Source organism: Pseudomonas gingeri (assembly GCF_013385635.1).
Taxonomy (GTDB): Bacteria; Pseudomonadota; Gammaproteobacteria; order Pseudomonadales; family Pseudomonadaceae; genus Aquipseudomonas; species Aquipseudomonas gingeri_A.
This window is the reverse complement of the sequence record NZ_JACAPR010000010.1, coordinates 710,008-736,752: the sequence shown is the minus strand read 5'-3', so window position 1 is coordinate 736,752 and position 26,745 is coordinate 710,008. Positions and strand designations below refer to the sequence as shown.

21 protein-coding genes are annotated in these 26,745 nt (G+C 61.0%); 12 read left to right on the top strand and 9 right to left on the bottom strand.

The annotated features are described in order from the left end of the window. Positions 1 to 11 precede the first annotated feature (11 nt). The 3 genes from HX851_RS45295 to HX851_RS13690 form a co-directional block, all read right to left on the bottom strand. Positions 12 to 1,520, bottom strand: a complete 1,509-nt coding sequence (locus HX851_RS45295) for an amino acid ABC transporter permease/ATP-binding protein (protein WP_177059929.1) — start codon at positions 1,518 to 1,520, stop codon at positions 12 to 14. An 83-nt stretch (positions 1,521 to 1,603) separates the two neighbouring features. Further along, positions 1,604 to 2,458, bottom strand: coding sequence for an ABC transporter substrate-binding protein (locus tag HX851_RS13695; RefSeq protein ID WP_177059930.1), 855 nt, complete (start codon positions 2,456 to 2,458; stop codon positions 1,604 to 1,606). A 354-nt stretch (positions 2,459 to 2,812) separates the two neighbouring features. Next, positions 2,813 to 3,478: a GntR family transcriptional regulator gene (locus HX851_RS13690; RefSeq protein ID WP_177065699.1), complete on the bottom strand. Its 666-nt coding sequence runs from the start codon at positions 3,476 to 3,478 to the stop codon at positions 2,813 to 2,815. Between the two features lie 159 nt (positions 3,479 to 3,637). On the opposite strand from HX851_RS13690, the gene HX851_RS13685 reads away from it, so the two are divergent. Beyond that, positions 3,638 to 5,008, top strand: coding sequence for an aspartate aminotransferase family protein (locus tag HX851_RS13685; RefSeq protein ID WP_177065697.1), 1,371 nt, complete (start codon positions 3,638 to 3,640; stop codon positions 5,006 to 5,008). 75 nt (positions 5,009 to 5,083) lie between these two features. Here HX851_RS13685 and HX851_RS13680 read toward each other — a convergent pair whose 3' ends face one another. Genes HX851_RS13680 through HX851_RS13665 form a run of 4 tightly spaced genes read right to left on the bottom strand, consistent with a single transcriptional unit; the run spans position 5,084 to position 9,414 of the window. Further along, entirely contained in the window at positions 5,084 to 5,911 is an 828-nt protein-coding gene (locus HX851_RS13680) for an ABC transporter permease (RefSeq protein WP_256262475.1), read from the bottom strand. Between the two features lie 5 nt (positions 5,912 to 5,916). Then, positions 5,917 to 7,179: an ABC transporter permease gene (locus tag HX851_RS13675; RefSeq protein ID WP_177065695.1), complete on the bottom strand. Its 1,263-nt coding sequence runs from the start codon at positions 7,177 to 7,179 to the stop codon at positions 5,917 to 5,919. A gap of 60 nt (positions 7,180 to 7,239) precedes the next feature. After that, complete coding sequence (locus HX851_RS13670) at positions 7,240 to 8,268, bottom strand: ABC transporter substrate-binding protein (protein ID WP_017128135.1); 1,029 nt, start codon at positions 8,266 to 8,268, stop codon at positions 7,240 to 7,242. Between the two features lie 54 nt (positions 8,269 to 8,322). Beyond that, positions 8,323 to 9,414: an ABC transporter ATP-binding protein gene (locus HX851_RS13665; protein WP_177059937.1), complete on the bottom strand. Its 1,092-nt coding sequence runs from the start codon at positions 9,412 to 9,414 to the stop codon at positions 8,323 to 8,325. A 293-nt stretch (positions 9,415 to 9,707) separates the two neighbouring features. Here HX851_RS13665 and HX851_RS13660 point away from each other — a divergent pair, with 293 nt between their 5' ends. From HX851_RS13660 to HX851_RS13645, 4 genes are all read left to right on the top strand, one after another. Then, positions 9,708 to 10,445 (top strand): SDR family NAD(P)-dependent oxidoreductase, encoded by a 738-nt coding sequence (locus HX851_RS13660; RefSeq protein WP_177065693.1) that lies wholly within the window; start codon positions 9,708 to 9,710, stop codon positions 10,443 to 10,445. Between the two features lie 33 nt (positions 10,446 to 10,478). Further along, the gene (gene gabD, locus HX851_RS13655) at positions 10,479 to 11,930 is read left to right on the top strand and encodes an NADP-dependent succinate-semialdehyde dehydrogenase (protein WP_177065691.1); all 1,452 of its coding nucleotides are present in this window, start codon (positions 10,479 to 10,481) and stop codon (positions 11,928 to 11,930) included. Between the two features lie 306 nt (positions 11,931 to 12,236). Continuing rightward, positions 12,237 to 13,832 (top strand): bifunctional 3-(3-hydroxy-phenyl)propionate/3-hydroxycinnamic acid hydroxylase MhpA, encoded by a 1,596-nt coding sequence (mhpA, locus tag HX851_RS13650; protein ID WP_177065689.1) that lies wholly within the window; start codon positions 12,237 to 12,239, stop codon positions 13,830 to 13,832. 81 nt (positions 13,833 to 13,913) lie between these two features. After that, on the top strand, positions 13,914 to 14,573 hold the full coding sequence (locus HX851_RS13645) for a TetR/AcrR family transcriptional regulator (RefSeq protein WP_177065688.1): 660 nt from the start codon (positions 13,914 to 13,916) through the stop codon (positions 14,571 to 14,573). A gap of 61 nt (positions 14,574 to 14,634) precedes the next feature. Here HX851_RS13645 and HX851_RS13640 read toward each other — a convergent pair whose 3' ends face one another. Beyond that, positions 14,635 to 15,708: an amidohydrolase family protein gene (locus HX851_RS13640; protein ID WP_177065687.1), complete on the bottom strand. Its 1,074-nt coding sequence runs from the start codon at positions 15,706 to 15,708 to the stop codon at positions 14,635 to 14,637. Between the two features lie 274 nt (positions 15,709 to 15,982). Here HX851_RS13640 and HX851_RS13635 point away from each other — a divergent pair, with 274 nt between their 5' ends. From HX851_RS13635 to HX851_RS13610, 6 genes are all read left to right on the top strand, one after another. Continuing rightward, the gene (locus HX851_RS13635; protein ID WP_017128128.1) at positions 15,983 to 16,597 is read left to right on the top strand and encodes a TetR/AcrR family transcriptional regulator; all 615 of its coding nucleotides are present in this window, start codon (positions 15,983 to 15,985) and stop codon (positions 16,595 to 16,597) included. Positions 16,598 to 16,684: 87 nt separating this feature from the next. Further along, positions 16,685 to 17,773 (top strand): VOC family protein, encoded by a 1,089-nt coding sequence (locus HX851_RS13630; RefSeq protein WP_177065686.1) that lies wholly within the window; start codon positions 16,685 to 16,687, stop codon positions 17,771 to 17,773. Positions 17,774 to 17,859: 86 nt separating this feature from the next. Next, on the top strand, positions 17,860 to 18,813 hold the full coding sequence (locus HX851_RS13625) for a fumarylacetoacetate hydrolase family protein (RefSeq protein WP_177065685.1): 954 nt from the start codon (positions 17,860 to 17,862) through the stop codon (positions 18,811 to 18,813). After that, complete coding sequence (locus tag HX851_RS13620; RefSeq protein WP_177065684.1) at positions 18,813 to 20,714, top strand: acyl-CoA synthetase; 1,902 nt, start codon at positions 18,813 to 18,815, stop codon at positions 20,712 to 20,714. The genes HX851_RS13625 and HX851_RS13620 overlap by 1 nt, the downstream gene beginning before the upstream one ends. Positions 20,715 to 20,904: 190 nt before the next feature. Next, a complete protein-coding gene (locus HX851_RS13615) occupies positions 20,905 to 22,767 on the top strand; it encodes a DUF1302 domain-containing protein (protein WP_177065683.1) in 1,863 nt (620 codons plus the stop codon). A 15-nt stretch (positions 22,768 to 22,782) separates the two neighbouring features. After that, positions 22,783 to 24,144 carry a DUF1329 domain-containing protein gene (locus HX851_RS13610; protein ID WP_017128123.1) on the top strand — a complete coding sequence of 454 codons (1,362 nt, stop codon included), beginning with the start codon at positions 22,783 to 22,785 and terminating at the stop codon, positions 24,142 to 24,144. Between the two features lie 144 nt (positions 24,145 to 24,288). Here the strand turns inward: HX851_RS13610 and HX851_RS13605 are convergent, their stop codons facing one another. Then, positions 24,289 to 25,362, bottom strand: a complete 1,074-nt coding sequence (locus tag HX851_RS13605) for a sigma-54 interaction domain-containing protein (RefSeq protein WP_017128122.1) — start codon at positions 25,360 to 25,362, stop codon at positions 24,289 to 24,291. Between the two features lie 302 nt (positions 25,363 to 25,664). On the opposite strand from HX851_RS13605, the gene HX851_RS13600 reads away from it, so the two are divergent. Next, positions 25,665 to 26,741, top strand: a complete 1,077-nt coding sequence (locus tag HX851_RS13600; RefSeq protein WP_177065681.1) for an ABC transporter substrate-binding protein — start codon at positions 25,665 to 25,667, stop codon at positions 26,739 to 26,741. Positions 26,742 to 26,745 lie beyond the last annotated feature (4 nt).

Sequence of the window (26,745 nt, the reverse complement as noted above, 5' to 3'; positions counted from 1 at the left end):
ACTCCCTCGGCTCACGCCAGTTGTACGTCTTTGAGGAACTTGGTCATGCGTTCGCTGCGCTGTTCCAGCATTTCCCGCGGTGCGGCGTTCTGGATGATCTCGCCGCCTTCCATGAACACCACCCGGTCCGAGAGTTTGAAGGCGAAGTTCATTTCATGGGTCACGATCACCATCGTCATGCCTTCGCGGGCCAGGTCCTCGATCACTGCCAGGACATCGCCCACCAGCTCGGGGTCCAGGGCCGACGTCGGCTCGTCGAACAGCATGACCGAAGGTCGCATGGCCAATGCCCGGGCAATCGCCACGCGCTGCTGCTGCCCACCGGAAAGCTGGTGCGGGTACTTGCCGGCATGTTCGAGCATGCCCACCTTGCGCAACAACGCCAGGCTCAACAGGCGCAACTCATCGCCGCCACCATGGGCGTGATAGACCGGCGCGAGCATGACGTTCTCCAGCGCGGTCTTGTGCGGGAACAGGTTGAACCCCTGAAAGACCATGCCGACATGCACGATACCGCGCATATGCACCTTGTCACCCAACGCACCCTCCGCCTCCTTGGTACCCCGCAGGAAGGGCTGGCCCTGCAGGACGATCTCGCCACGGTCCAGGCTTTCCAGACCGTTCATGGTGCGGATCAACGTGGTCTTGCCCGAGCCCGACGGCCCGATGATCGACACCACCTCGCCCCAACGTACCTTCAGCTCGACGCCCTTGAGCACCTCCAGCTCGCCATAGGACTTGCGTACCCCCCGCGCCTCCAGGGCAAACTCGCCCCGCTCGGCCTGGCCGGCAGCACGGCTCGTCGCCACCTGCCCGAGTTCGGCGGCGGCGATGCCCTTCGGTTTGCGCCGGGTCACGTCCAGATGGTTTTCCAGTACCCGCAGCAGGCGACTGAACACCGTGACGATCAGCACGTAGTAGAAGGCCACGGCGAACATGGTCTCCATCACCAGGAAGTTCTGGGTATAGAGCTGTTGCCCCACCAGGAGGATTTCCGATAACGAAATCACCGAGACCAACGACGTCAGCTTGACGATGGTGATGTACTCGTTGGCCAGGGTCGGCAGGGCAACACGCAATGCCTGGGGCACCACGATCAGGCGCTGTACACCACGATAGCCGACGCCCAGGGCCTTGCCCGCCTCCAGTTGCCCCTTGGCCACGGCCAGCAGGCCACCGCGATGGATCTCCGCGATATACGCCGCCTCACTGAGGACCAGGGCGATCAGGCCCGCCGAATACGGGTTGGACAGCAGCACGCTGGTGGACGGGAACACCTGGGGCAGGTTGTAGACGAAGATCAGCAGGACCAGCAGCGGCAAGCTGCGGAAAAACCAGATGTACAGGCCGGCCGCATCCCGCAGCAAACGTCGTTGTGACTGTCGCGCCAGGGCGAGGAAGAAGCCGAGGACGATACCCAGCAGCCAGGTTTCCAGACTCAGCTCGACCACCGTCGCTACCGCGCGCCAGAAGTCACCGCTCCACAACAGACCCAAGGTGTAGTGCCAATCGAATTGCATGTACTTACTCCGCGTTACCGTGAGCTTTCCACAAGCTGGAAAGCATCGATGAATCCGCTACCGTTTGCGCTCGGCGCACTGTCTCAAGGCGCAGTGGTACCCAGCGCCGCGCTGATTTCCCCGGCAGTCGGTTCGTCCAGGTTGTAACGGGCCAGCAACTGACCGTAGCTGCCGTTCTGCTTGATCTGCGCGAGTGCCGTGGTCAGCTCTTGCAGCAGTGCCGGGTTGTCCTTGCGCACGGCCAGGCCGATGACCACCGGATAGATCAGTTCGCTGGAGCTGATCAGCGTTTTGCCCTGCAGCTTCTGCACGGTGATCTTGGCGACCGCGGGGTCTTCCATCTGCACGTCGACCGCTTTGGCCAACAGGGCCTGGGCCACTTCCGGCGAGGTCGGGAATTCACGCGAGTCGATCGCCGGCTTGCCCGCGGGCAGGCAGTACTCGGCGGAAACCTTGGCGAGCTTGGGCACCCAGGACGCGCCCTTGATCGAGCCCACGCGCTTGCCGCAGAGATCTTCCGGACGTTGCGGGCGCAAGTCGCTGGAAGTGAGCACCATCAGTGAAGAACCGGTCTTCAGGTAGCTGAGAAAATCCACCTGCTTGGCGCGTTCCGGGGTGACATACAACGCCGAGGCGACCACGTCGAAACGCTGGGCATTGACGCCGAGAATCAGGTTGGCAAAACGAGTGTCGAGAAAGCGCGGCGTCAGCCCCAGTTGCTTGCCTATCAACTGCATGAACTCGGGGTCGAAACCGGCGGGCTGCTTTTGCTCGAGGTAGGTATAGGGCGGATAGGTCAGGTCGGAACCGACCGACAGCTCGCCCTGCTTGAGCGTGCCCTTGATTTCCGCCGCGGACAGCAGCGGGGCCACGCAAGCCAGGGCCAGCGCCCCCACCAGGTGGCGCGTGGTTTTCTTGCCGGTCAGTGCTTTTTGCATGTTCGTATCCTCGGTGGGTACAGCCAGATGGAATTCACGATTGTTCAACAATCATGATTTAACCAGTAAGCTAATACCGTGCCACGATACGATTTATCGTCTTCGTTTGAATTTTATTGTCTGGAAAATGCCGATTTTCGGACCAACAATCGCACCCGGACGGTGCGAGTCGTTACCGGATGCCACATTATGGGAAGTGGTTTTGGCGGGGACGGCTGGAGGGTGGGCGTTATCGGGGGGATGCTACGAATGGAAACGGCCTGCCACCGGAAATGGCGGCAGCAGCCGTGACGACTTGGTGCCCGGCCTACGGTCCTAAAGCCGCCCTCGGTAGCGGTTCACAACCTTTTCGCCTCACACCTGCGACTCGATAAATTCGAGCATCATCTCGTTGCCGTCGAGAATATCCGTGCAAATGGCCTGCCTGGCGGCAGCTCCATTGCGCGCCTTGAGCGCCGCCAGCACCTCCCAGTGGTGTTCGATCGCGACCCGCTCCGAAAAGTGGTCGTAGGCCAGGGCCAGCAGCGGGCCCGTGCGCATCCACAGGCTGTCGAGAAAGCCACGCAGCAGCGGCATCTGGGCGATGTCGGCAAAGAAGAAGTGAAACGCCTGGTTGAGCTTCAGCGCCTCGGCCATGTCCTCGCGCTGGATGGCGTCGACATTTGCCCGGATGTTGTCTTCGATCCGCTGCAGGTCTTCATCGGTCACCATCGCGGCAGCCGATTCGGCGGCCAACCCTTCCAGGGCCAGGCGTACCAAACGGATTTCCAGGTATTGCTGGCGAGTCAGGGAAGGCACGCGGATGTCTTTCGGGGTCCGCATGACCAGCGCCTGTTCCTTGGCGAGTTGCAGGATGGCGTCGCGCACAGGTGTAACGCTGGTACCCAGCTGGGTAGCCAGGTCGCGAATCCGCAGTTTGTCGTCTGGTTTGAGCCTGCCGGTGACCAAGGCTTCTCGCAGCGAGGAATAAACGCTGGTGCCTAGATACGCGTGTTTAATTTCGCCGATTGGATAGCTCATATCAGATCCGAGTGAAGGAAGGCTCTATTTGGCAGGTTGGGGACAACCTGACCGCAGCAGGCCACATCATCGCGGTTTCACGGAGAAAAAACCAGCTACACAACATGATGCATCATGCATTATGATTCATGTGTCGTTCCCCCAACCAGCGAGAAGACCATGAACAAGACACGCTCCACCTTGGCCCAGAAAGATATGCTCCACCACCTGCACCCCTACACCAATGCCAGGGCCCACCAGGAAGTCGGCCCACTGATCATTGAACGGGGTGAAGGGGTTTTCGTCTTTGACGAGGACGGCAAGCCTTACATCGAGGCCATGGCGGGGCTTTGGAGCGCGGCGCTGGGGTTCAGCAACAAGCGCCTGGTCGCCGCTGCCGAAAAGCAGATGTCGACACTGCCGTTCTACCACCTGTTCGGCCACAAATCGCATTCGCCGAGCATCCAGCTGGCCGAGAAACTGATCGACATGGCACCGGTGCCCATGAGCAAGGTGTTCTTCACCAACTCCGGCTCGGAAGCCAACGACACCGTGATCAAGCTGGTCTGGTATCTCAACAATGCCCAGGGCAAGCCGGCGCGCAAGAAGTTCATCAGCCGCATCGGCGGCTATCACGGCATCACCCTGGCCAGCGCCAGCCTGACCGGCCTGTCGGCCAACCAGCGCGGCTTCGATGTGCCGCTCCCCGGCTTCCTGCATGTGGGCAACCCACACCATTACCGCAACGCCCTGCCAGGTGAAACCGAAGAACAGTTTGCCGATCGCCTGGCGGCCGAACTCGATGCCTTGATCGTCCACGAAGGCCCGGAGACCATTGCCGCGTTCGTCGGCGAGCCGTTGATGGGCGCGGGCGGTGTGATCGTGCCGCCGCGTACCTACTGGGAGAAAATCCAGAAGGTGTGCCGCAAGCACGACATCCTGGTTGTCGCGGACGAGGTGATCTGCGGTTTTGGTCGTACCGGGAACATGTTCGGCAGCCAGACCTACGACATCAACCCGGACATCATGATCCTGTCCAAACAGCTCTCTTCGTCCTATCAACCGATCTCGGCCATTCTGATCAATGATCGGGTGTACCAGGGCATCGCCGACCAGACCAAGGCATTCGGCGCCCTGGGTCACGGCTTTACCGGCGGCGGCCACCCGGTCGCGGCCGCTGTCGCGCTGGAAAACCTGAAGATCATCGATGAGGAAAACCTCGTCGCCCACGCTGCGCACATGGGCGAAATCCTCCGTCGTGGCCTGCAGGACTTCAGCGATCACCCGCTGGTCGGTGAAGTACGTGGCGCCGGCCTGATCGCCGCTGTCGAGTTGGTTGCCGATCGTGCCACCAAGGCCCCTCTGGAAGCGCCAGGAACCCTCGGACGCTTCCTCGCGGGACGCGCCCAGGAGCATGGCATGATCACCCGCAATATGGGCGATGCCATCGCCTTCTGCCCTCCCCTGATCATTTCGGAAAACGAAGTCCGCTCACTGCTCGATCGATTCGGCATGGCCCTGGACGATACCCGCAAATGGGTCAACGGCTGATAGCAAGAGGCAACAAAAAAGGCCTGGTATGAACCAGGCCTTTTTTTGTGGCTGCCATTCAGCGATAGCAACGACTCAGAGGGCACTGCTCCCGCGCAGCCTTTCATTACGTCGACGCAGCCACTCCATCAGCAACAGCAGGATCGCGGAAGCCGCCACCATCAGGGTCGCGGCCGCCGCAATCGTCGGATTGAGGTTCTCGCGAATGCCGCCGAACATCTGCATCGGCAGGGTGCGCTGCGCGGGGCTGGCCAGGAACAGCGTGACCACCACCTCATCGAAGGATGTGGCGAACGCGAACAGGGCGCCACTGATCACCCCGGGCGCGATCAGCGGCAGCATCACCTTGCGAAACGCCATGAACGGGGGCGCCCCCAGGCTTGCCGCGGCACGTGAGAAATTGCGGTCATAGCCCTGCAATGTGGCCGCGACCGTTATCACCACAAACGGCACGCCAAGCGCGGCATGGGCCAGCACCAATCCCAGGTAGCTGTTGAGCAGGTTCAGTTGGGCAAAAAAGAAATACAGCGCGACAGCGATGATCACCACGGGCGCGATCATCGGCGAAATCAGAATCGCCATGATCAGGCCCTTGCCGCGAAACTCCCCACGCGCCAGGCCGACCGCCGCCAGGGTTCCCAGTGCGGTCGCCAGCAAGGTCGCGGCCGGCGCGATCACCAGGCTGTTGCGCAGTGCCCGCATCCACTCCTGGGAACCGAGGAACTCCTGGTACCAGCGCAGGGAAAACCCGCTCAACGGATAACTGAGGAACGAACCCTCGTTGAAAGACAGGGGCACGATCACCAGGATCGGCACCACCAGGAAGATCAGCAGGCTGAAACTGAAGACGCTGAAGACCGGCGCCCAGAGGCGCTCGATCAATGTGGAATGATGGTTCATCAAACACCTCATGCACGCTGGGCGGGGTTGGCTGGACGAGTGATGCGCGAGTACACCCAATAGAGCAGCAGGACGATGGTCAGCAACTGGCTGCCCAAGGCGGCCGCCATGCCCCAGTTGATCGTCGTATTGGTGTAGAAGGCGACGAAGTAGCTGAGCATCTGATCGCCCGGACCACCCAGCAAGGCGGGCGTGATGTAGTAACCGATCGCCATGATGAACACCAGGAGCGCACCCGCTGTCACACCCGCAAAGGTCTGTGGCACGTAGACCGACCAGAACGCCCTGAAGGGATGGGCGCCCAGAGAAATGGCGGCGCGCACATAGTTGGGCGAGATGCCCTTCATCACGGCGTACAACGGCAGGATCACGAATGGCAGGAGAATGTGGGTCATCGAGATGTACACGCCGACCCGGTTGAACACCAGTTGCAGCGGTTGCTCGATCAAACCGAGCCCGATCAGCGAGCTATTGATCAATCCACCGTTCTGCAGCAGGACGATCCAACCCGCCGTGCGCACCAGCAACGAGGTCCAGAACGGCAACAACACCATAATCAGCAGCAGGTTGGCGCGACTGCTCGGTTGCCTGGCCAGCCAGTACGCCACCGGATAGCCCAGCAACACACAGAACAGCGTGACGACGCTGGCCATCCACAACGTGCGCAACAGCACCGACAGGTACAGAGCCTGCCCTTTCGGCAACTCGACAATGCTGCCGGTCTGCACATCCACCTGGCGATCGAACGCCGCCAACAGGTAGTAGGCGGTCAGCGGACGCCCCGCACGCTGGATACTGCGCCAGGTGCCGGGCTCCGCCCACATGGTCGATTGCGCGATCAAGGCCCGGCTGATGGACTCGGCGCCGGGATCGGGCAACTTGCGCAACGTCAACGAGAGCAGTGTCCGATAGCGGCCGTCCTCATACCCGAGCCGCTTGGTCAGGCCGGGGATCTGACCCTGGGCCCTGGCTTCGGACAGATCACCGAGCAAGGCGGCGAAGACCTTCTCTTCCGGCAGTCCCTTGCCATCCCAGTGTTGCAATGCCTGAAGCGTATTCGGCAGGGCCTTGCCGACCTCCGGATTATCCAGGCTCTTCCAGAGAATGTTGCCAATGGGAAAAACAAAGCTGATCAGTAGAAAAAGCAGCAGCGGCGCGATCAACAGAATCGAGCGTTTGCGATAAGCACTTTCGGCATGCAGCAGGCGCTGCTTGAGCGAGGAGGACTTTTCAGTGGGGTGATCGATAGCCGTCAGGCTGACTTCTGACATGCTGGTCTCCAGATGTGAGGCTGAACCGGCTTCAGGAAAACCGAAGCCGGTAGATACTGATTAGTTCGCCGCCCAGGCGTTGAATCGTTGTTCCAACTCTTCACCGTGCTCGATCCAGAACTCGGTATCCACACCGCGTGCACCCTTGAGGTTTTCCGGAGCGGTGGGCAGATCGGGGCGTACCTTGGCGTCGATCTGCGCGATGGCCAGGGTGTTGGTCGGGCCATAGGGGATGGTCTCGGCGAACACTTTCTGGTTCTCGGGACGACCGGCAAAGGCAATGAACTGTTCGGCCAGGGCCTTGTTCTTCGAACCCTTGACGATCGCCCAACTGTCCAGATCGTAAAGGCTGCCATTCCAGACGATCGAGAACGGATGGCCTTCTTTCTGCGCCGCCGTCACCCGCCCGTTGTAGGCCGAGGTCATGACCACATCACCGGAAACCAGCCATTGCATGGGTTGCGCGCCGGCTTCCCACCACTGGATATTCGGCTTGATCTGATCGAGCTTCTTGAACGCCCGGTCGACACCTTCCGGAGTCGCCAGCACGTTGTACAGTTGCCCCGGCGACACCCCGTCGGCGAGCAAGGCAATTTCCAGGGTGAACTTCGCGGATTTACGCAGGGCGCGCTTGCCCGGCCAGGTTTTCACGTCCCAGAAATCCGCCCAGCCCGTGGGGGCCCTGGCCAGTTTTTTCGCATCGTAGGCCAGTACCGTGGACCAGATGAAAATCCCCGCTCCGCACTCGTTTACCGCCGAATCGACAAACTGTTTCTTATCGCCCAGCCTGGACCAGTCCAGCGGTTCGAAAAGGCCTTCGCTACAACCGCGCACCAACTCGGGACTTTCCACTTCGACGACATCCCAGCCCACCTGGCCGGTTTCCACCATGGCCTTGATCTTGGCCATTTCGCCGTTGAACTCACCGGCCTCGATGTCGACCTTGTTCGCTTTGGAGAAGGGTTGGTAAAACGCCTTCTCCTGGGCCTGCTTGTTGAGTCCACCGAAGGACACCACTGTCAGTTGCTGGGCCTGTACCTGGCTCGCCACGCCAGCCATCAGCACCAATACCGCTATTTTCTTGAACATGGAAACGCTCCTCTGCAGTGTTTTGGGGCAATGCTTTTTTATGAAGGACCGACGTTAATGAACGACCAATGGATCAAGCGCGCTGGCGTCGTGACTGAACCAACTGACTGGGAGCGAAATGCCGGTGGACCAGCCGTCCTGCATTTCGGCGATGGGGATTTTCGCGGTGAACTCTTTCTGCCCGGCGACGTTGAGCCTGACCCGCACGTGATCGCCCAGGTAGATCAGTTCCTCGATGCGACCGGGAAGACTGTTCGCCGACGGCTTGTCGAGCCCGACACGTTCCGGGCGGATGGACAACGAAGTCGATGCCCCCACCGGCAAGGCGGTCGTGGCGCGGGCGCCGACCTCGGAACCGTCGGCCAGGCGAACCCGGCACTCGGGCCCTGACACGGAAATGACGGTGCCCGGCAGCGCGTTGTTTTCACCGATGAAATGGGCGACGAAAGAATTGCCGGGGTGCTCGTAAAGCGCTTTCGGGGTATCGATCTGCTGGATCACGCCATCGTTGAATACCGCAACGCGATCGGACAAGGTCAATGCCTCGGCCTGATCATGGGTGACGAACACCACAGTCAGACCCAACTGGCGATGCAAGCGTCGGATCTCCAGTTGCATCTGCTCACGCAGCTGTTTGTCCAGGGCGCCCAGGGGTTCGTCCATCAGCACCAGGCTCGGCTCGAATACCAGCGCACGCGCCAGCGCGATACGTTGCTGCTGCCCTCCGGAAAGCTGGGCCGGGTAACGATCAGCCAGATGCCCGAGCTGGACCATGTCCAGGGCACGCTTCACTTTCAGCTCGATATCGGCGTTGCCCAGGCGCCTGACCCGCAATGGAAACGCCAGGTTGCGGGCAACGGTCATGTGCGGGAACAACGCGTAATTCTGAAACACCATCCCGATCCCGCGCTTATGCGGCGCCACCGTATGCAGTGGCTGTCCATCGAGCAGGATCTCGCCCTCGGTTGGCGTTTCAAAACCCGCCAGCATCATCAGGCTGGTGGTTTTCCCCGACCCCGAAGGGCCGAGCAACGTGAGGAACTCACCGCGCTGGATATCCAGATCGAGTTTCTTGACCACCAACTGTTCGCCGTCATAGCTCTTCTGCACGCCTCGGAAGCGGACATAAGGAGAGGCTGTATTCATGGCTTCACCTGTTTTTTGTTGTTCTGAAATTGCAGCTCGGGTTTGCACGTTTTCATTTTAACCACACCTCGAAGCATGATGCATCATGTTTTATACTTCATGATTGCAGCACAATACATGCCAATTGCAGACCCCACCGTGCATAGAACAGGTGTGATGAAACCCGAGCAAAATGAGCGCACCAGAAAGGCGCGGGAGACGAGCGCAAGGCAGGAAGAATGGGTTGACAGCGAACATCGTTAGAAACATGATGCATCAAGCATCAAAACAACGATGTATCGAGGATCCGATCCATGAGCGAGAAAAAAACGTTGCTGCTGACAGGTGCCAGTCGAGGCATCGGGCACGCCACTGTCAAATACTTCAATGCCGCGGGCTGGCGTGTATTCACCGCTTCCCGCCAGAGCTGGGGAGCAGAATGTCCTTGGGCGGACGGCCAGGAAAACCACATCCATCTGGATCTGGAAGACATCGGCAGCATCGAGGCCAGTATCGGCTTGATCAAGGAAAAACTGGGTGACGGCAAGCTGCATGCGTTTGTCGATAATGCGGGGATCAGTCCGAAAGGACCCGAAGGCGGCCGACTGGGCGTCCTGGAAACCGACTATGCGACCTGGATGCGCGTCTTCAACGTCAATCTGTTTTCCACCGCCCTGCTCGCCCGCGGCCTGTTCGAAGAACTGAAAGCCGCGCGAGGCACCATCATCAACGTCACCTCAATTGCCGGCTCCAGGGTTCATCCCTTTGCCGGCGTCGCCTATGCCACGTCAAAAGCCGCCTTGTCCGCCTTGACCCGGGAAATGGCCTATGACTACGGCCAGCACGGCATCCGGGTGAACGCCATCGCACCGGGGGAAATCGATACGTCGATCCTTTCCCCGGGTACCCAGGACATCGTCGAACGCAATATCCCGATGCACCGGCTCGGCAAGCCCGAAGAGGTGGCGTCGCTCATTCACTTCCTGTGTACCAGCGGTGCTTCCTACATCAACGGTGCCGAAATCGAAGTCAACGGCGGCCAGCACGTTTGAGTCGTCCCCTACCTGCCCCCACTGGAGTCCTGTATGAATTTGCAAGATAGCAGTCTGTTCCGCCAACAAGCCTATATCGCCGGTGCCTGGAGCGATGCGGACAATGGCCAACAGATCAAGGTGAACAACCCGGCGACAGGCGAGATCCTGGGCGCTGTGCCGAAAATGGGCGCCGCGGAAACCCGCCGCGCCATTGCAGCCGCCGAGAAAGCCCTGCCCGCCTGGCGCGCCCGGACGGCCAAGGACCGCTCGACGGTATTGCGTCGCTGGTTCGAGTTGATCATGGCGAACCAGGAGGACCTCGCCCGCCTGATGACCCTCGAACAGGGCAAGCCGCTGGCTGAAGCACGGGGCGAAATCGCCTACGCCGCCTCTTTTATCGAATGGTTCGCCGAAGAAGGCAAACGCGTCTATGGCGATATCATTCCGGGTCATCAGCCGGACAAACGACTCCTGGTGATCAAACAACCCATTGGCGTGACAGCCGCCATCACGCCGTGGAATTTCCCTTGCGCGATGATTACCCGCAAGGTCGGCCCGGCCCTGGCCGCCGGTTGCACCATGGTGATCAAGCCGGCCAGCCAGACGCCATTTTCGGCCTTGGCGCTGGCGGAGCTGGCCACGCGTGCGGGCATTCCCGAAGGCGTGCTCAGCGTCGTCACCGGCTCCGCGGTACAGATTGGCGCGGAACTGACCGGCAACCCGATCGTGCGCAAATTGTCGTTCACCGGTTCGACTGAAATCGGCCGCCAATTGATGGCCGAATGCGCCAGGGACATCAAGAAAGTGTCTCTCGAACTCGGTGGCAACTCACCGTTTATCGTGTTCGAAGACGCCGACCTGGATGCCGCTGTCGAAGGCGCCCTGATGTCCAAATACCGCAATGCCGGCCAGACCTGCGTCTGCGCCAACCGCCTGTATATCCACGACAGCGTCTACGACGAGTTCGCCGACAAGCTGAAGGCCGCCGTCGCCAGGCTGCGCCTGGGCAATGGCCTGGATGAAGGCACGACCACCGGCCCGCTGATTGATGAAAACGCGGTCCTGAAAGTCCAGGAACACATCGCCGACGCCGTCGGCAAAGGCGCCCGGATAGTTGCCGGCGGCCAACCCCACGCGCTCGGTGGCACCTACTTCGAACCGACCATTCTGGTGGACGTCCCCAGGGACGCCCTGGTTGCCCGGGAAGAAACCTTTGGCCCACTGGCCCCGTTGTTCCGCTTCAGCGACGAAGCGGACGTGGTGGCCCAGGCCAACGACACCGAATTCGGCCTGGCGGCCTATTTCTTCGCCCGCGACCTGTCCCGGGTGTTCCGTGTGGCCGAAGCCCTGGAGTACGGAATCATCGGGGTCAACACCGGCATCATTTCCACCGAAACAGCACCTTTCGGCGGCATGAAATCTTCCGGGCTGGGTCGTGAAGGCTCCAGGTACGGGATCGAAGACTATCTGGAAATCAAATACATGTGCCTGGGCGGCATCTGAGGATCGAGCCGGGGTTTTCCAGGCGGGTATCCGCTGCCCGCCTGGAAGCCTCGAAGCCCGATGGTGATCATCGGCGAAGCCCTCCCCTGACATTCCTGGTGCTAACCCTGCACCGATGCAAAAGCCGCAAGAACAGACACCCTTGGCACCGTGCCGATCAGTGTGGTCGTGGGCAACCCACGCACTCGCAATTTTATGAGAATAAATCCAATATTGAATTATTATTCAATATTGAATATTGTCCCATGAAATTGACGAGCCCATCGTGGCAACTCGCACAACGACGCTGAAATCACACGGTCTCCCATGGAAAACAACAATAAAAATACCCCGCTGCCAATCTCGACTGACGTACTGATTGTCGGCTTCGGTCCGGTGGGTGCTGCGCTGGCGGCCCTGCTCGGGCGTTATCAGGTCAATGCCCTGGTGATCGACAGGCAGCACGAGATACTGCGTATGCCACGAGCTATTGCCCTGGATAACGAAGCCTTGCGCATGCTGCAGTTGATCGGCCTGCCTGAAGACGCCTTCGATAAACAGGTTATTCCCGAAGTCAAAATGCACTGTCCACTGGTGGGCCAGTTCAGCCGCGCCAATACCAGCGGCTGCATCGACGGCCATCCCAAACTGGTGACCTTTTACCAACCCGACCTGGAAAACGCGTTGCGCAGCCGGTTGCTGCAATACCCCGGCATCACCACGTGCACGGGTTACGAGTTGCTCGATGTCCAGCAGCATGGCGAGCACGTGGAAGCCTTTGTGCTGGATCAGGATGGCCAGACATTTACCGTCAACGCCAGATACCTGATCGGCGCAGACGGTGCGGGGTCACGGGTACGCAACCTGATTGGCCAGGATTTCAGCGGGCAGACCTATGCCGAAGACTGGTTGATCGTGGATGCCAATGGCCGCGAAGAGCAGGCGATCGACCATGTCGAGTTTCTTTGTGATCATCGTCGCCCTACCCCTCACATGCCCGCGCCCGGCGGCCGGGAACGCTGGGAGTTCATGCTGCAGCCCGGGGAAACGCGAGAGGAAATGGAGCAGCCGCATCGCATCGCGCAGCTGTTGGCCCCCTGGGTAAAGGCTGCCGACTTGAGTATCGAACGCACGGCGGTGTACCGCTTCCACGCGCGATGCTGTGAAAGTTTTCAAAAGGATCGGGTATTTCTGATTGGCGACGCGGCGCACATTACGCCGCCCTTTGTCGGCCAGGGATTGGTGGCCGGGCTGAGGGACGCGTGCAACCTGGCCTGGAAACTGGCCTGGGTTCTCGACAACCGCGCAGCCCCCGGCATACTCGACAGCTATGATCAGGAACGCCGTCCCCATGCCAAGGAGATGATCGATCTGGCGAAACTGATGGGGCGTGCGGTGATGCCGCGCAATGCCCTGGTCGCCTTGTTGATCCATGGGGTGATGAAATCACTGACGCTGTTCCCGCCCACACGCCGGCTGTTCGAAGAGCTGGACATCAAACCGAAGAACCGTTTCAGGAAGGGACTGTTCAGCCAACAGCGCAGGACGAAGTCCCTTCCTGTCGGCGGCCTGTTGAGCCAATGCCTGGTACGCGATTCGCGCCACGGAATCGTCTTGAGTGACGATGTACTGGGCGATCAAATGACCCTGATCGGTTTCGGCACCGACCCGCGCCAACAACTTGAACCCGCCACCCATGAACAATGGCAGGCTCATGGTGGCGGGTATCTGCAGATCGTCCAGCGTGGCCAACGGGGTCATTCAGACACTCATTGGGTCGAGGACTTGAGCGGCGAGCTGCTGAAATGCCTGCCGGCTCATTCGCTGCTGATCGTTCGCCCCGACCGGATCGTGATGCATAGCGGCGCAGCGGGCCAGGCAAATGACCTGGCAAAAGCCTGCATGGCCCTGCTGGGTAATTGAAAAGATCAGCAATATTGACGGTAATCTGATTACTATCACTGATCTTTCATCCAGCCGCGCAATAAATCTCCAGGCATTCCAATGAGCAAAAAAGCCGACGCAGAACAGTCCACCGATACCCTGGCCCCCCTGACCCGAGGCCACAAGAAAAAGGAGCGCACGCGCCAGGGCCTGCTGGATGCCGCGCTGCGGGTATTCGCCCGCAAGGACGTGCTTGAAACGGGCCTGCTGGAACTGGCTGAAGAAGCGCAGGTATCCACCGGCACCATCTATAACTACTTCCGTACCCGCGAAGAGGTCGCGGAGGCCGTGGGGATCGCCATGGCCAGCGAGTTCTCCGAAGACATTTCCCGCTTGAGCGCGGGTATTGATAACGGCGCCCAGCGCGTTGCGATCGGTGTGCGCATGTTTATCCTGCGCGCGATTGCCGACCCGGACTGGGCCAGTGCGCTGGTGCGGATCGTGCACTTTGATAAAGGTCTGCGCTCAAAGCTCGCGATGCACGTCCAGGCGGATCTTCGCAGTGGCGCAGAACAGGGGCACCTGTCATTTGCCGACGAAAGCGTGGCCCTGGACCTGGTCATTGCCTGTGCCACAGGAGGCATGCGCAGTGCGATCGAGGGCCGTGCAGTCGAGCAACATGATGAGAAAGTCGCCGAGATGGTGCTTAAAGCCCTGGGCGCCACCCCGGCCAAGGCCCGAAGACTCGCCACCCAGCCTTTGCCGCGGGCTGACGAGTAAGCGCGCCGACCTCGGCACTCGGCTGGTTATCAGGATGGTTGACTGACCCCAAGCGCCGCCGTCAACGATTACGCATGCGCTCGGCCAACGCGCCAACCGGCCTGGTCAGGCGGCGTTTGAGCCGGCTGGAAAAAGATTCGCCAGCATAGATGGGCGCTGCCTGCACGACTTCCCCCGGCTGCCGGTATTGGGGAAACAGACGCAGCGCATGCCCACGATTGATTCCGTAATGCTCGTCGGCGGACCACAGGGTGTTTGCTTCCAGGGTCTGGCATTGCAGGCTGGTGGCGGGAGCCGGGGCAAACGGAAAATCGCTGCCAAAGAGAATGTGATCGGGCTCGACCAGCTCCTTGAGCGCGGCCATCGAGTGACGCGACGGCGACAGCGCTGTATCGAAGTAGAAACGGCGGATGTAGGTGAGAATGCCCTGGGGAGCCAGCTGCTGAAATTGCGGCATGGCGTTGGCCAGGGAAACACGCCAGGCGACATAGGGAAGGAAGCCACCGCCGTGGGCAAGGATCCAGCGAATACGAGGGTATTTTTCCATTGTCCCGGTCAGGATCAGATTGACCGCCCCGCGAGTGGTATCGCAGAGAAACTCGATCAGGAAACCGGGGGTCTTGAAACCCAGTTGCTCACTGCTCCTGTGCAGGTTGGGGTGAACGAACACTACCGTGCCGCGACGATCCAGCTCACTCATCAGCTCGTCAAGACGCGGGTCGCCCAGAAACACCCCATCGGTGCTGCCGAATAGCACGATGCCCTCGGCCTTGAGCACGTCCAGCGCATAGATCGCTTCGCCACAAGCGGCTTCGGTGAACGGCATGGGCAGCACCGCAAAGTTGCCGAAGCGCTCCGGGAAATCATCGCGCATCTTCGCCGCGTATTCGTTGCAGTCCCGCGCCAGCTGCCGCGCCTGCTCCACCCCGTCGCCCAGATGCACACCGGGTGTGGAGATGGAGGTAATGGCACGCTGGATACCATTCATGTCCATGACATCGATCGACTGTTCGGGCGTCCATCCGGGCAGGAGCGCACCGGCGTGGCGCTCCATGCCCCGCTCGTGGATGGCATCGCGGAACGCGGGGGGAATGATGTGATGGTGTACGTCGATAAGGCCTTGCTTGAGGGGCATTGTTGTTATTCCTGGCGAGAACAGTCGCAACCTGGCCGTGGTAGCCCACGATAAAACACTCAAGCAACATAATGAACACCAGTGTTCATATTCGTCAATCGAACCTGTCACTTAAACACCCAGGTTAAAATCAGGATAAAAAGCCATAACCGCTCTAAATCAAGGATTACGTGAGAAACTTCGTTAAAAACAGGATTCCACCTCGAAATACACGATTGACTCAAACTGAACAGTGACGTTCAATAGCTTCAGATTCGAATGGTGGAGAGAGCTTGTGGAGTCATTGAACCCGGTGCAGCGACGCATCCATCAGGCGGCCTTGCGCCTGTTTGCCGAGAAAGGCATCAGTCAGGTCAACATCAGCGACCTTGCCCAGGAAGCGGGCGTGGCGCGCGGCACCATCTACAACAACGTCGAGACGATGGACAAACTGTTCGAGCAGGTCGCCAGCCAGCTCAGCGCAGACATGCACCAGCGCGTCAAAAAGAGCATCGATAGCCTTGAAGACCCCGCGCAGCGCCTGGCCAACGGCATCCGCCTGTTTATCCGTCGCACCCATGAAGAGCCACACTGGGGCGCCTTCATGAGTCGCTTCGCGCTGAGCAACCTGGCTCTGCGGGAAATGTTCTCCAGCCAGGCCGTCCCCGACCTGATCCACGGTTTGGGCATCGGCCGCTACCACTTTCGCCAGGAACAGATGGTCACGATCATTTCGTTTATTGCCAGCAGCGTCCTCGGTTCGATGTTCCTGGTGCTGGAAGGCCTGAAGACCTGGCGGGATGCCGGCACCGATACGGCCGAACTGATATTGCGGGCGTTGGGCGTGAGCATTGAAGACGCCCGTGTGCTGGCCACCGTGGAGCTGCCGCCGCTGCCGCCTTCCGGCTGATTCACGATTGAGTCCCGATGGGCCCGCCCCCTGTGCTTTCAGGGGCGACGGGCAGCTTTTGCCTGAAAAAAGCTTTGGAGAACAAGAATGAGCAATCGCCAGACCCTGACCCTTGCCACCCCGCAGCCGGCGCGCCACCCGCACCCGACGGTAAAGGCCCAGCGGCTTGCCTACCTGATTTTCCAGCGCCCGGATCTGGTCAAGGCGGAACGGTTCCTGCGCGATTTCGGCCTCACCGTCAGCCATCGGGCGACCGATACGCTGTATCTGCGCGGCACCGACAGTGCCGCTTATTGCTACCGCATCGAGAAGGCTGACGAAGCGCGCTTTGTCGGCTTCGCACTGGCCGTCGCGACACGGGAAGACCTGCTCAGACTGGCGCGCCTGCCCGGTGCTTCAGGGGTTGAGGAGCAGCCCCAACCGGGCGGCGGCGAGCGGGTGCGCCTGCGTGATCCGTCGGGGTTCGTGGTGGAGGCCATCCACGGGCAAGTGCCGGTCAAGCCCTTGCAGCACCGGGCTCCCCTGCCCTTCAACGTGGCCGAACAACTCCCGCGCATCAACGCCACCCAACGCCCCCCGACCAGCGCTCCGGAGATTCTCAAGCTGGGGCATGTGGTGCTGGAAGTGGCCGACTACCAGGCGACGTGCGCCTGGTACACGGAACATTTCGGATTGATTCCCAGCGATGTGCAGGTGCTGCCTGACGGCTCACCGGCGGTGACCTTCATGCGCCTGGACCTCGGCGATACCCCGGCAGACCATCACACCCTGGCCCTGGCGCAAGGCTTCATGCCCGCCTACAGCCACAGTGCCTATGAAGTGGTCGACGCGGACGCGGTCGGCATGGGTCAACGCATCCTGCGCGAGCGGGGCTGGGTGCACGCCTGGGGTATCGGCCGGCACATTCTCGGCAGCCAGATTTTCGACTACTGGCAAGATCCCTGGGGCGACAAACATGAGCACTACTGCGATGGCGATCTGTTCACCCAGGAGCAGCCAACCGAGTTGCACCGCATCAGTGCCCAGGCCATGGCGCAGTGGGGCGAGCGCATGCCCCGCAGCTTCACCAAGCCGAAGATGACCCTGCGCGCCATCCGCGCATTGATTCACAACCTCAGGCACAGCCCGGACCTGACCTTTCGCAAGCTGGTCACCCTGGCGCGCCTGTTCGGCTGAGGCCGTTGGCAACGATTTCAAACGCAGCACAACAACAATCTGATGCCATGCAGCATCAGCCGATCGACGCCTCGGGAGCCCCTGTCATGGCAGTGCATGTAATCCGCTTCGAATACCAGAATCGCGTGCAATGGGGCGTGATTCACGCCGCCAGGATCACCGTGATCGCCGGTGACTACGCCAGTACCGGCGAATTCATCAACAACACCAACGTCACCGAACTGGCCCGGATGAACCAGGGCGATCTGCCCCTGACCGCCGTCAAGCTGCTTTCGCCAGTCACCCGCGACCAACAGTTTGTCTGCCAGGGCGCCAACTACCGTCAGCACATGATCGAATCAGGCATGGACCCCGACGCCAAGCACTTCAACATGATCTTCACCAAAGCCACCAGTTGCATCGTCGCCGCCGACAGTGAACTGATCAAACCCCGCAACGTGCGCTTTCTCGATTATGAAATCGAGTTGGGCCTGGTGCTCAAACGCGCCATCACGGGCAAGGTCACCGTCACCGACCAGAACCTGCACGAATTCGTCGCCGGCGTGGTGGTGGTCAATGACTATTCGGCCCGCGATATCCAGATTCCGCAAATGCAGTTCTACAAGGGCAAAAGCTTCCGCACCTTCGGCCCGGTCGGGCCTTACCTGTGCCTGCTGGAAGCGCACGACATGCATCACCTGAAAAACCTGCAACTGCGCCTCACGGTCAATGGACAGGTTCGACAAAACGACAGCACTGCCAACCTGGTGTACGGACCGGCGGAAACCCTCAGCGAGCTGTCCGGTCTCCAGGACTTCAACGCCGGCGACCTGATTGCCACCGGCACCCCCGCCGGTTGCGCGCTCACCGTGCCTTCGCCCGCGAAACAGCGAATCGGCGCCCTGCTCCCGGAGGCCGTGAAGTGGAAACTGTTTCTGAAAGCCCAGGAAGGCCGCACGCAGTACCTCAAGGCCGGCGATGTCGTCGAGGCCAGCATTCGCAGCAGCGATGGCCAGATCGACCTGGGCACCCAGCGTAATCTCGTGGTGGAGCAAGCCTGATGGCGATGACCAACCTGGCCGATATACAGGCGCTGGAACGCACCCCACTCAATCGTCAGGGACTGGCGGCGAGTACCTATGAGGCCTTGGCGAGGTGTGCCAGGGATCGTCCCGATGCGCCCGCCTTGCGCTTCTTTCTCGATGCACGGCATTTCCAGCAGACCCACGACTGGAGCTACGCCGAGCTGTTCAACGACATTACCCGTGCCGCCAATGCGTTTCACGGGCTCGGACTGGGCCCCGATGACGTCATCGCCTTCATTCTGCCCAACTTGCCGGAAACCCATTTCATCATCTGGGGCGGCGAGGCGACAGGCATCGTCATGGCGGTCAATCCACTGCTGGAAGCCTCGCAGATGGGCGACCTGCTGCGCGCCGCCAAGGCCAGGGTCGTGGTCACCCTGGCACCGACGCCCGGCAGCGATCTGTGGCCCAGGCTCGCGGCGCAACTGGAGCAGCTACCCAGCGTCAAGCAAGTGATCTGGGTCAGCATGGCGCCCTATGTGGGCACGTTGAAGGGCCTGGCGTTGCGCTGGATGGCCCGCCGGGAAAAGGCCCGCTACCGCCATCTGGCGATCGCCGACCTGCGCGGCCTGATGAAGAAACAGCCACATCGGAGCTTGAACAGCGGCAGACAGATTCGCGCCGAAGATCCGTCTTCCTACTTCTGCACGGGTGGGACCACGGGTCTGCCGAAAATTGCCGTGCGCAGCCACGGCTCCGAAGTCTTCAATGCATGGGCCATGGCCCGCAATATGGAACCCCGGGAACCCGGCCTGGTGATTTTCTGCGGTTTGCCCCTGTTCCATGTCAACGGCCAACTGGTCACCGGCCTGATGCCTTGGACCCAAGGCGATCAAGTGGTTATCGGCACACCTCAAGGGTACCGCGGCGCCGGGGTCATCCCGGGCTTCTGGGCGATGGTCGAGCACTTCAGGATCAACTTTTTCTCCGGTGTTCCCACCGTGTATTCCGCGCTGTTGCAACAACCGGTGAAAGGACACGATCTCGGCAGCCTGCAAAGCGCCTTGTGTGGCGCGGCACCGATGCCGGTAGAGCTGTTCAAGGATTTCGAAACACAAATCGGCGTGCCGATCCTCGAAGGCTATGGCCTTACCGAGGGCGCCTGTGTGTCGTCGTGCAACCCCGCGGGCGGCGAACGGAAAATCGGCTCCATCGGCCTACGCCTGCCCTATCAGGACATGCGCGCGGTGATACTGGATGAACACGGTGGCTACCTGCGCGATGCGATGAGCGACGAAGTCGGGGTGATCGCCATTCATGGTCCCAACGTGTTTATCGGCTATCTGCAGGCCGAGCACAACCAGGGTTTGTGGATCGAGATTGACGGTCAGCGCTGGCTGAACACCGGCGACCTGGGACGCCAGGATGCCGATGGCTATTTCTGGCTGACCGGACGCAAGAAGGAACTGATCATCCGCGGCGGCCACAACATCGACCCGAAACAGATTGAAGAAGCATTGCAGGCACATCCGGCCGTCGCCCTGGTTGCAGCCGTCGGTTGCCCCGATGCCTATTCCGGCGAAGTCCCTGTCGCCTACGTCCAGCTCAAGCCTGGCCAGCGCTGCACGGCCGCGACCTTGCTGGCGTTTGCCGGACAGGCCATTTGCGAACGCTCGGCCGTGCCCAAGCGCATCGAGATCCTCGAGGCACTGCCGGTCACCCCGGTCGGCAAGATCTTCAAACCGGCCTTGCAGCAACTGGAGATCGCCAGGGTCGTACGCCAGGAGGCGAGCAACGCCGGAGTGCAGGACGTCAGCGTGAACGTGCTGCAAGACCCGCGTCGCGGGCTGGTGGCGCACATTGCCGCCGGCGCCCATCGCGAACGGCTGATGCCCCTGCTGGGACGCTACAGCTTTCAGATCGAATGGCTCGGCTAAGCCGGGCCCACCGCTGCCCGCCGACTCGAAGAGGCGATTACTGCCACCCGCAACCTGACCTTTGAGCACCACCCACTGAGCACCGAGAACCGGCCATGTCCCTGCCATGGCCTGCGGAGACCTGCTGCGCCTTGAAAACCGTACAGGGACGCGTAACGCACCACAAAAACAACAAGAGGTAGTGAACGCAATGACTCGTAAACAACCCCCATGGCAACAGGCTCGCCTTCCCCTCGCGCTGGGTCTGGCAGCGTTGGCCAGCACACCGGCCTTGGCGATCGATTTCGACATCGGCGAGCTTCACGGACAATTCGACTCCAGCCTCTCGGTGGGCTCCAGCTGGTCCTTGAACAACCCGGAAAAGGAACTGCTCAGCAGCCACAGCGCCGACGACGGCCGGCTCAACTTCAAGAAGGGCGACGCCTTCAGCCGGGTGTTCAAGGGTGTGCACGACCTTGAACTCAAATACGGCGACAGCGGCGTGTTCGTGCGCGGCAAGTACTGGTATGACTTCGCCCTCAAGGACGAGCACCAGCGGTTCAAGGACATCGACGACCACGGTCGCGAGGAAGGTGCGAAGGCCTCCGGCGCCGAGTTTCTCGATGCCTTCATCTACCACAACTACCTGATCGGCGACCTGCCCGGCACCGTCCGCCTGGGCAAGCAAGTGGTGAGCTGGGGCGAAAGCACCTTTATCCAGGGCGGCATCAACAGCATCAACCCGGTAGACGTGACGGCCTTTCGCCGTCCCGGTTCGGAGATCAAGGAAGGCCTGATTCCGGTCAACATGTTCTACCTGTCGCAGAACCTCACCGACAACCTCTCGGCGGAAGGTTTCTACCAACTGCAATGGCAGAAAACCGCGATCGACAACTGCGGCACTTTCTTCTCCCAGACGGACGTGATCGCAGACGGCTGCAACGGCCTGCCGGTGGGACCGATACTCGACCAGAATGCGGCCGCGCGGGCGGGGCTTTCGCCCTTTGGCGTGCAACTGTCCAACGAAGGCGTCGTGATTCCCCGTGCCCGCGACCGCGATGCCCGTGACGGCGGTCAGTGGGGCGCGGCGTTGCGCTGGTTCGCGCCAGAGCTGAACAGCGAGTTTGCCGGCTACTTCATCAACTACCACAGCCGCCAACCCTACGTCAGCGCCATCAGCAGCGCCCATGCCGCCGACCTGGGGTTTGCCCCGCAACTGTGTGGCAACCTTGGCGTGCCGGCCGGCGCCTGCGGCGGCTTTCTCGCCAGCCCCACCGGCCAGAGCCTGGCGCAGGCCTACCGACTCGGCACCTCGCAGTACTACATCGACTACCCGGAAGACATCCGCCTCTACGGCCTGAGTTTCAGTACCAGCCTGCCCAGCGGTACGACCCTGGCCGGCGAGATCAGCTACCGGCCCAACATGCCGCTGCAGATCAGCCCGGTGGACCTGATCAGCGCCGGCATCGGTGTGCCAGCGCTGACGCCGGTACTGTCGTCCGGTGCGGCTTCATTGGGCAATGGCCAGGATGTCTCCGGCTATCGACGCAAGGAAGTCACCCAGGCCCAGATCACCGCCACGCATTTCTTCGACCAGGTCATGAATGCCGAGCGCCTGACCCTGATCGGTGAAGTGGGGCTCACCCATATCGGCGGCCTGGAAGGCAAAGGCGGATTGCGCTATGGCCGCAGCACCGCCTACGGACAAGGCCAGCTGTACCCGGACAACAGCCTCTGTACCCACACCACCAACGTGCAGACGCCCTCCAACTGCAACAACGACGGCTTCGCCACCAGCACTTCCTGGGGCTACCGCGTGCGCGCCATCTGGGACTACAACGGGGTGATTCCCGGCGTGGAACTGCACCCCAACGTTGCCTGGTCTCACGACGTCAAGGGCTACGGCCCCGAGCCCGGCTTCAATGAAGGCTCCAAGTCGCTGAGCCTGGGGCTCGACGCCAACTACCTCAATACCTACACCGCCAGCCTCTCCTACACCGATTTTTTCGGCGGCGCCTACAACGTGAATATTGACCGTGACTTCGTTGCCCTGAGCTTCGGCATGTCCTTCTAAGTGGAAGCAAAAACCATGAAAAACCTGATCCTGTTTGCCACCACCTGCACCCTGCTGGCAGCCACTACCCTGACCCAGGCGGCAGTGCCGGCGAGTGAGGCGGCGAAGCTGGGCAACAGCCTGACACCGGTCGGCGCGGAAAAAGCCGGCAACGCCGATGGCAGCATTCCGCCCTGGACCGGCGGCCTGCCCGAGAATGCCGGCAGTGCGAGCCCCACAGGCAACCTCAGCGACCCATTCGCTGGCGAGAAACCGCTGTTCACCATCACCCCGCAGAATGTCGCCCAGTACCAGGACAAGCTGACGCCGGGCCAACAGGCCTTGTTCAAGCGCTACCCGGACAGCTTCCATATGCGGGTTTTCCCCAGCCATCGCAGCGCCGCCCTGCCCGATAGCGTGAACCAGGCCATCGCCAGGAACGCACTGAAATCGATGCTGGTCTCCGGTGGCAACGGCCTGTCGGACTTTGAAATCGCCACGCCCTTTCCCATTCCCCAGAACGGGCTCGAGGTGATCTGGAACCACATCACCCGCTACCGCGGCGGCAGTGTCCGGCGTACTCACGTCCAGGCAACGCCGCTGGCCGACGGCACCTTCAACCCGGTGTATTTCAAGCAGCAATTCACCTATCGCGACCAGTTGAAAGACTTCGATCCGCAGAATCCGGGCAATGTGCTGTTCTACTACAAGCAATTGGTGACGGCCCCCGCCCGCCTGGCCGGAGACGTGGTGCTGGTCCACGAAACCCTCGACCAGGTCAAGGAACCCCGCATGGCCTGGATCTACAGTGCAGGTCAGCGCCGCGTGCGCCGGGCACCACAGATTGCCTACGATGGTCCGTACCCTGCTTCGGACGGACAACGGGTGGCAGACAACCTGGACATGTTCAACGGCGCGCCGGATCGCTATGACTGGAAGCTGCTCGGCAAAAAGGAAATCTACATCCCCTACAACAGCTTCCAGCTGGAATCACCCGCACTGAAATACACCGACGTGATCAAGCCGGGCCACATCAACTCCGATATTACCCGCTATGAACTGCACCGGGTGTGGGTGGTGGAAGCCAGCCTCAAGCCTGACCAGCGGCATATCTACGCCAAGCGCGTGCTGTACGTCGACGAGGACACCTGGCAGATCGCCCTGGCCGACCACTACGATGCCCGCAACACCTTGTGGCGCACGGCGGAAGGCTTCATGACCCCGCTGTACGACAAGAAGATTCCGTGGATGGGCGTCGAGGCCTTGTATGACCTGATCAACGGCCGCTACCTGGTCTCCGGGATGCGTAACGAAGAGAAGGACGGCATGGAAATCGGCTTCAAGAGCGTAGCGGCCGAATACACGCCGATAGCCTTGCGCAACGACGGTATTCGCTGAGGCGGCGTCGCTGCATTCGAGATTGAATCCGAGCGTCGGCCGCCAGCACGACTGGCGGCCTTTTCAATCAGGACAGAGCCCCGGCTGATCGAACAGCTTTTGTTCTGGCCACTGCCCTTCGGGCTTTCTGATATCCCGGATCTTTCAATCCGGCACCAGCAAGGACTTGTTGAGCTCACCGATCTTTTCCAGCCGGGCACGCACGATATTACGGCTGATATTGAGCAGACGCCCGGTCTGTAGCTGGTTGCCGTGGCAGTAGCGATAGGCCGCCCGGAAGATGGTTTCTTCGATGTGCTCATACAAGTCGGGAATGTTCTGTTCGAACAATGCATTCAGCGCGCTTTCCAGGTCCACCGGACCGCTGAGGGCGGGTGGCGCCTGATGGGCTTCATCCTGACGAATACCCGAGGAGCGCATGTCCACCAGGTGCAGGTCCGCCGGTTGCACCAGCTGATTGCGGCATACCAGCAAGGCGTGGTGAATGGCGTTTTCCAGCTCGCGGATATTCCCCGGCCAGCTGTGCTCGAGCATTTTGCGCTCGGCTTCGATACTCAGGCTGGCGCGGTTGTAGCCCAGGCGCTGGCAGTGTTCTTCCAGGAAGAATTCGGCCAGCGGCAGGATATCGCCCGGACGTTCGCGCAGTGGCGGCAGGCGGATGGTCGCGACGTGCAGGCGGTAGAACAGGTCCTCCCGGAAATGCCCGGCCACCACCGCGTCGGCCAGGTTGACGTTGGTGGCCGCCACCAGCCGTACATTGATCGGAATCGGCGTGCGCGACCCCAGGCGCACCACTTCACGCTCCTGCAGCACCCGCAGCAACTTCACCTGCATGTTCAGCGGCAGATCGCCGATTTCGTCCAGGAACAGCGTGCCGCCGTTAGCCGCCTCGAACCACCCGGCCTTGTGCGTGGTGGCGCCGGTAAAAGCGCCTTTTTCATGGCCGAACAATTCGCTTTCCACCAGGGTTTCGGCAAACGCACCGCAGTTCACCGCCACGAAAGGCTCGCGACCGCGACGGCTCAGATGGTGGATGTGCCGCGCCACCAATTCCTTGCCCGTGCCCGTCTCGCCAATGATCAAGGTGTTGGCTTCACTGGGGGCCAGACGCTCGATACGCGCGAGCAATTCCTGGGAGCGCGGGTCCTTGAAGACCAGCACGGTGGCACGCACCGACTTGGTCAATTCACGGGCGTTGGGATGGGTGATCAGCGACATGATGCATTCCTGGCAGTAAAAGCGCGTGCTCAATAGTGCATGAAGTTTTCTAGACCATTTAATTATTAATTAATATTTATATATTCCACTAAAGAATATGCCAACACCCTCCGTGCTCGCTGCTGCTGGAGCAGCAATCGGCCAGCACTCGCGTGTCTGCACATCAGCAGCAGACCTCGCGAGACAGCCCCGGTCGATCTGCTACAGCTCAGGAAATACAAGGGCCAGAGCGGTTTTCTCGGCTACTGGCATGCAATCTGCTCTCTGCCTTCCCATACCTCACCACAGGCAGGGAACCTCCCATGAAAAACTTCTGGCGCAACAGCATTGCCACCCTGTTCGGCGTCCTGACCAGCACCGCCGCACTCGCCGAACCGGCCGCCCCGGCCTCGGTGAAGATCGCCATCGTCGCCTACACCCAGGGCGGCAAACCGGTGTTCGGTGGCATTGCCGGACGGGTGATCGAAGACGGTTGGCTGGAAGCGCAACTGCGTGAGCGCGGAGTCAAACTGGAATGGATCGCCCTGCCCCACGCCGGCGCCGGCCCGCAGATCAACGAAGGGTTCAGCAACAACAGCCTGGACTTTGCCGTACGGGGCGACCTGCCTTCGGTGATCGCCGGGGCCGGCGGCGTACCGGGCAAGCTGATCGTGCCCGGCGGCAGCGGCAACAACATCTACCTGGTGGTGCCCGAAGGCTCCGGTGCCACGCGCATCGAAGACCTCAAGGGCAAGCGCCTGGCCCTGCATCGGGGCCGTCCATGGGAGTTCGCGTTCAGCAATTTCCTCGCGAGCAAGGGCCTGAAACTCGACGACTTCAAGATCGCCAACCTCAACCCGCAGGTCGGCGCGGCAGCCGTGTCGGCCGGCAAGGTCGATGCGGCCGTGCTGCTCAGCGAAGCCTATGCCCTGGAAGACAAGGGCGTGGGCAAGATCATCTGGTCCACCAAGCAAGGCAGCAACGACTGGCGCCTGGTGTCCGACCTGTGGGGCACCGAAGCCTTTGTGCGGCAACACCCGGACATCACCCAGCTGCTCGCCACCGCCTGGGTCAAGGCCGCGTGGTGGATTTCGCAACCGCAGAACCAGGACGCCTACTACCAGCTCTCCTCCCGCGCCGGCACTGCCGAAAGCGTGCTGCGCCGCGATGACCAGAACGACCCGGTGGCCTGGAAAGACCGCTGGGCCCCCAAAAGCGATGCGCAACTCAAGGCCCACTACCAGGCCCTCACCGCCTACGCCCTGGCCAACCATCTGATTCGCGACACCTATGACATCGGCCCCTCGCTGGCCACCGGCTTTACCAACCAGGCCCTGATCGACCTGAAACTCACCGACTACTGGCCGGCCCTGCGCGGCCAGGTCAGCACCAATCCTTGATAGG

Coding starts and splice junctions, on each gene's coding strand:
- HX851_RS45295 (WP_177059929.1), bottom strand. CDS start 1,520: ATGCAATTCGATTGGCACTACACCTTGGGTCTGTTGTGGAGCGGTGAC.
- HX851_RS13665 (WP_177059937.1), bottom strand. CDS start 9,414: ATGAATACAGCCTCTCCTTATGTCCGCTTCCGAGGCGTGCAGAAGAGC.
- HX851_RS13660 (WP_177065693.1), top strand. CDS start 9,708: ATGAGCGAGAAAAAAACGTTGCTGCTGACAGGTGCCAGTCGAGGCATC.
- HX851_RS13625 (WP_177065685.1), top strand. CDS start 17,860: ATGGCAGTGCATGTAATCCGCTTCGAATACCAGAATCGCGTGCAATGG.
- HX851_RS13600 (WP_177065681.1), top strand. CDS start 25,665: ATGAAAAACTTCTGGCGCAACAGCATTGCCACCCTGTTCGGCGTCCTG.
- HX851_RS13605 (WP_017128122.1), bottom strand. CDS start 25,362: ATGTCGCTGATCACCCATCCCAACGCCCGTGAATTGACCAAGTCGGTG.
- HX851_RS13645 (WP_177065688.1), top strand. CDS start 13,914: ATGAGCAAAAAAGCCGACGCAGAACAGTCCACCGATACCCTGGCCCCC.
- HX851_RS13615 (WP_177065683.1), top strand. CDS start 20,905: ATGACTCGTAAACAACCCCCATGGCAACAGGCTCGCCTTCCCCTCGCG.
- HX851_RS13695 (WP_177059930.1), bottom strand. CDS start 2,458: ATGCAAAAAGCACTGACCGGCAAGAAAACCACGCGCCACCTGGTGGGG.
- HX851_RS13675 (WP_177065695.1), bottom strand. CDS start 7,179: ATGTCAGAAGTCAGCCTGACGGCTATCGATCACCCCACTGAAAAGTCC.
- HX851_RS13630 (WP_177065686.1), top strand. CDS start 16,685: ATGAGCAATCGCCAGACCCTGACCCTTGCCACCCCGCAGCCGGCGCGC.
- HX851_RS13620 (WP_177065684.1), top strand. CDS start 18,813: ATGGCGATGACCAACCTGGCCGATATACAGGCGCTGGAACGCACCCCA.
- HX851_RS13640 (WP_177065687.1), bottom strand. CDS start 15,708: ATGCCCCTCAAGCAAGGCCTTATCGACGTACACCATCACATCATTCCC.
- HX851_RS13685 (WP_177065697.1), top strand. CDS start 3,638: ATGAACAAGACACGCTCCACCTTGGCCCAGAAAGATATGCTCCACCAC.
- HX851_RS13690 (WP_177065699.1), bottom strand. CDS start 3,478: ATGAGCTATCCAATCGGCGAAATTAAACACGCGTATCTAGGCACCAGC.
- HX851_RS13610 (WP_017128123.1), top strand. CDS start 22,783: ATGAAAAACCTGATCCTGTTTGCCACCACCTGCACCCTGCTGGCAGCC.
- mhpA (WP_177065689.1), top strand. CDS start 12,237: ATGGAAAACAACAATAAAAATACCCCGCTGCCAATCTCGACTGACGTA.
- HX851_RS13670 (WP_017128135.1), bottom strand. CDS start 8,268: ATGTTCAAGAAAATAGCGGTATTGGTGCTGATGGCTGGCGTGGCGAGC.
- gabD (WP_177065691.1), top strand. CDS start 10,479: ATGAATTTGCAAGATAGCAGTCTGTTCCGCCAACAAGCCTATATCGCC.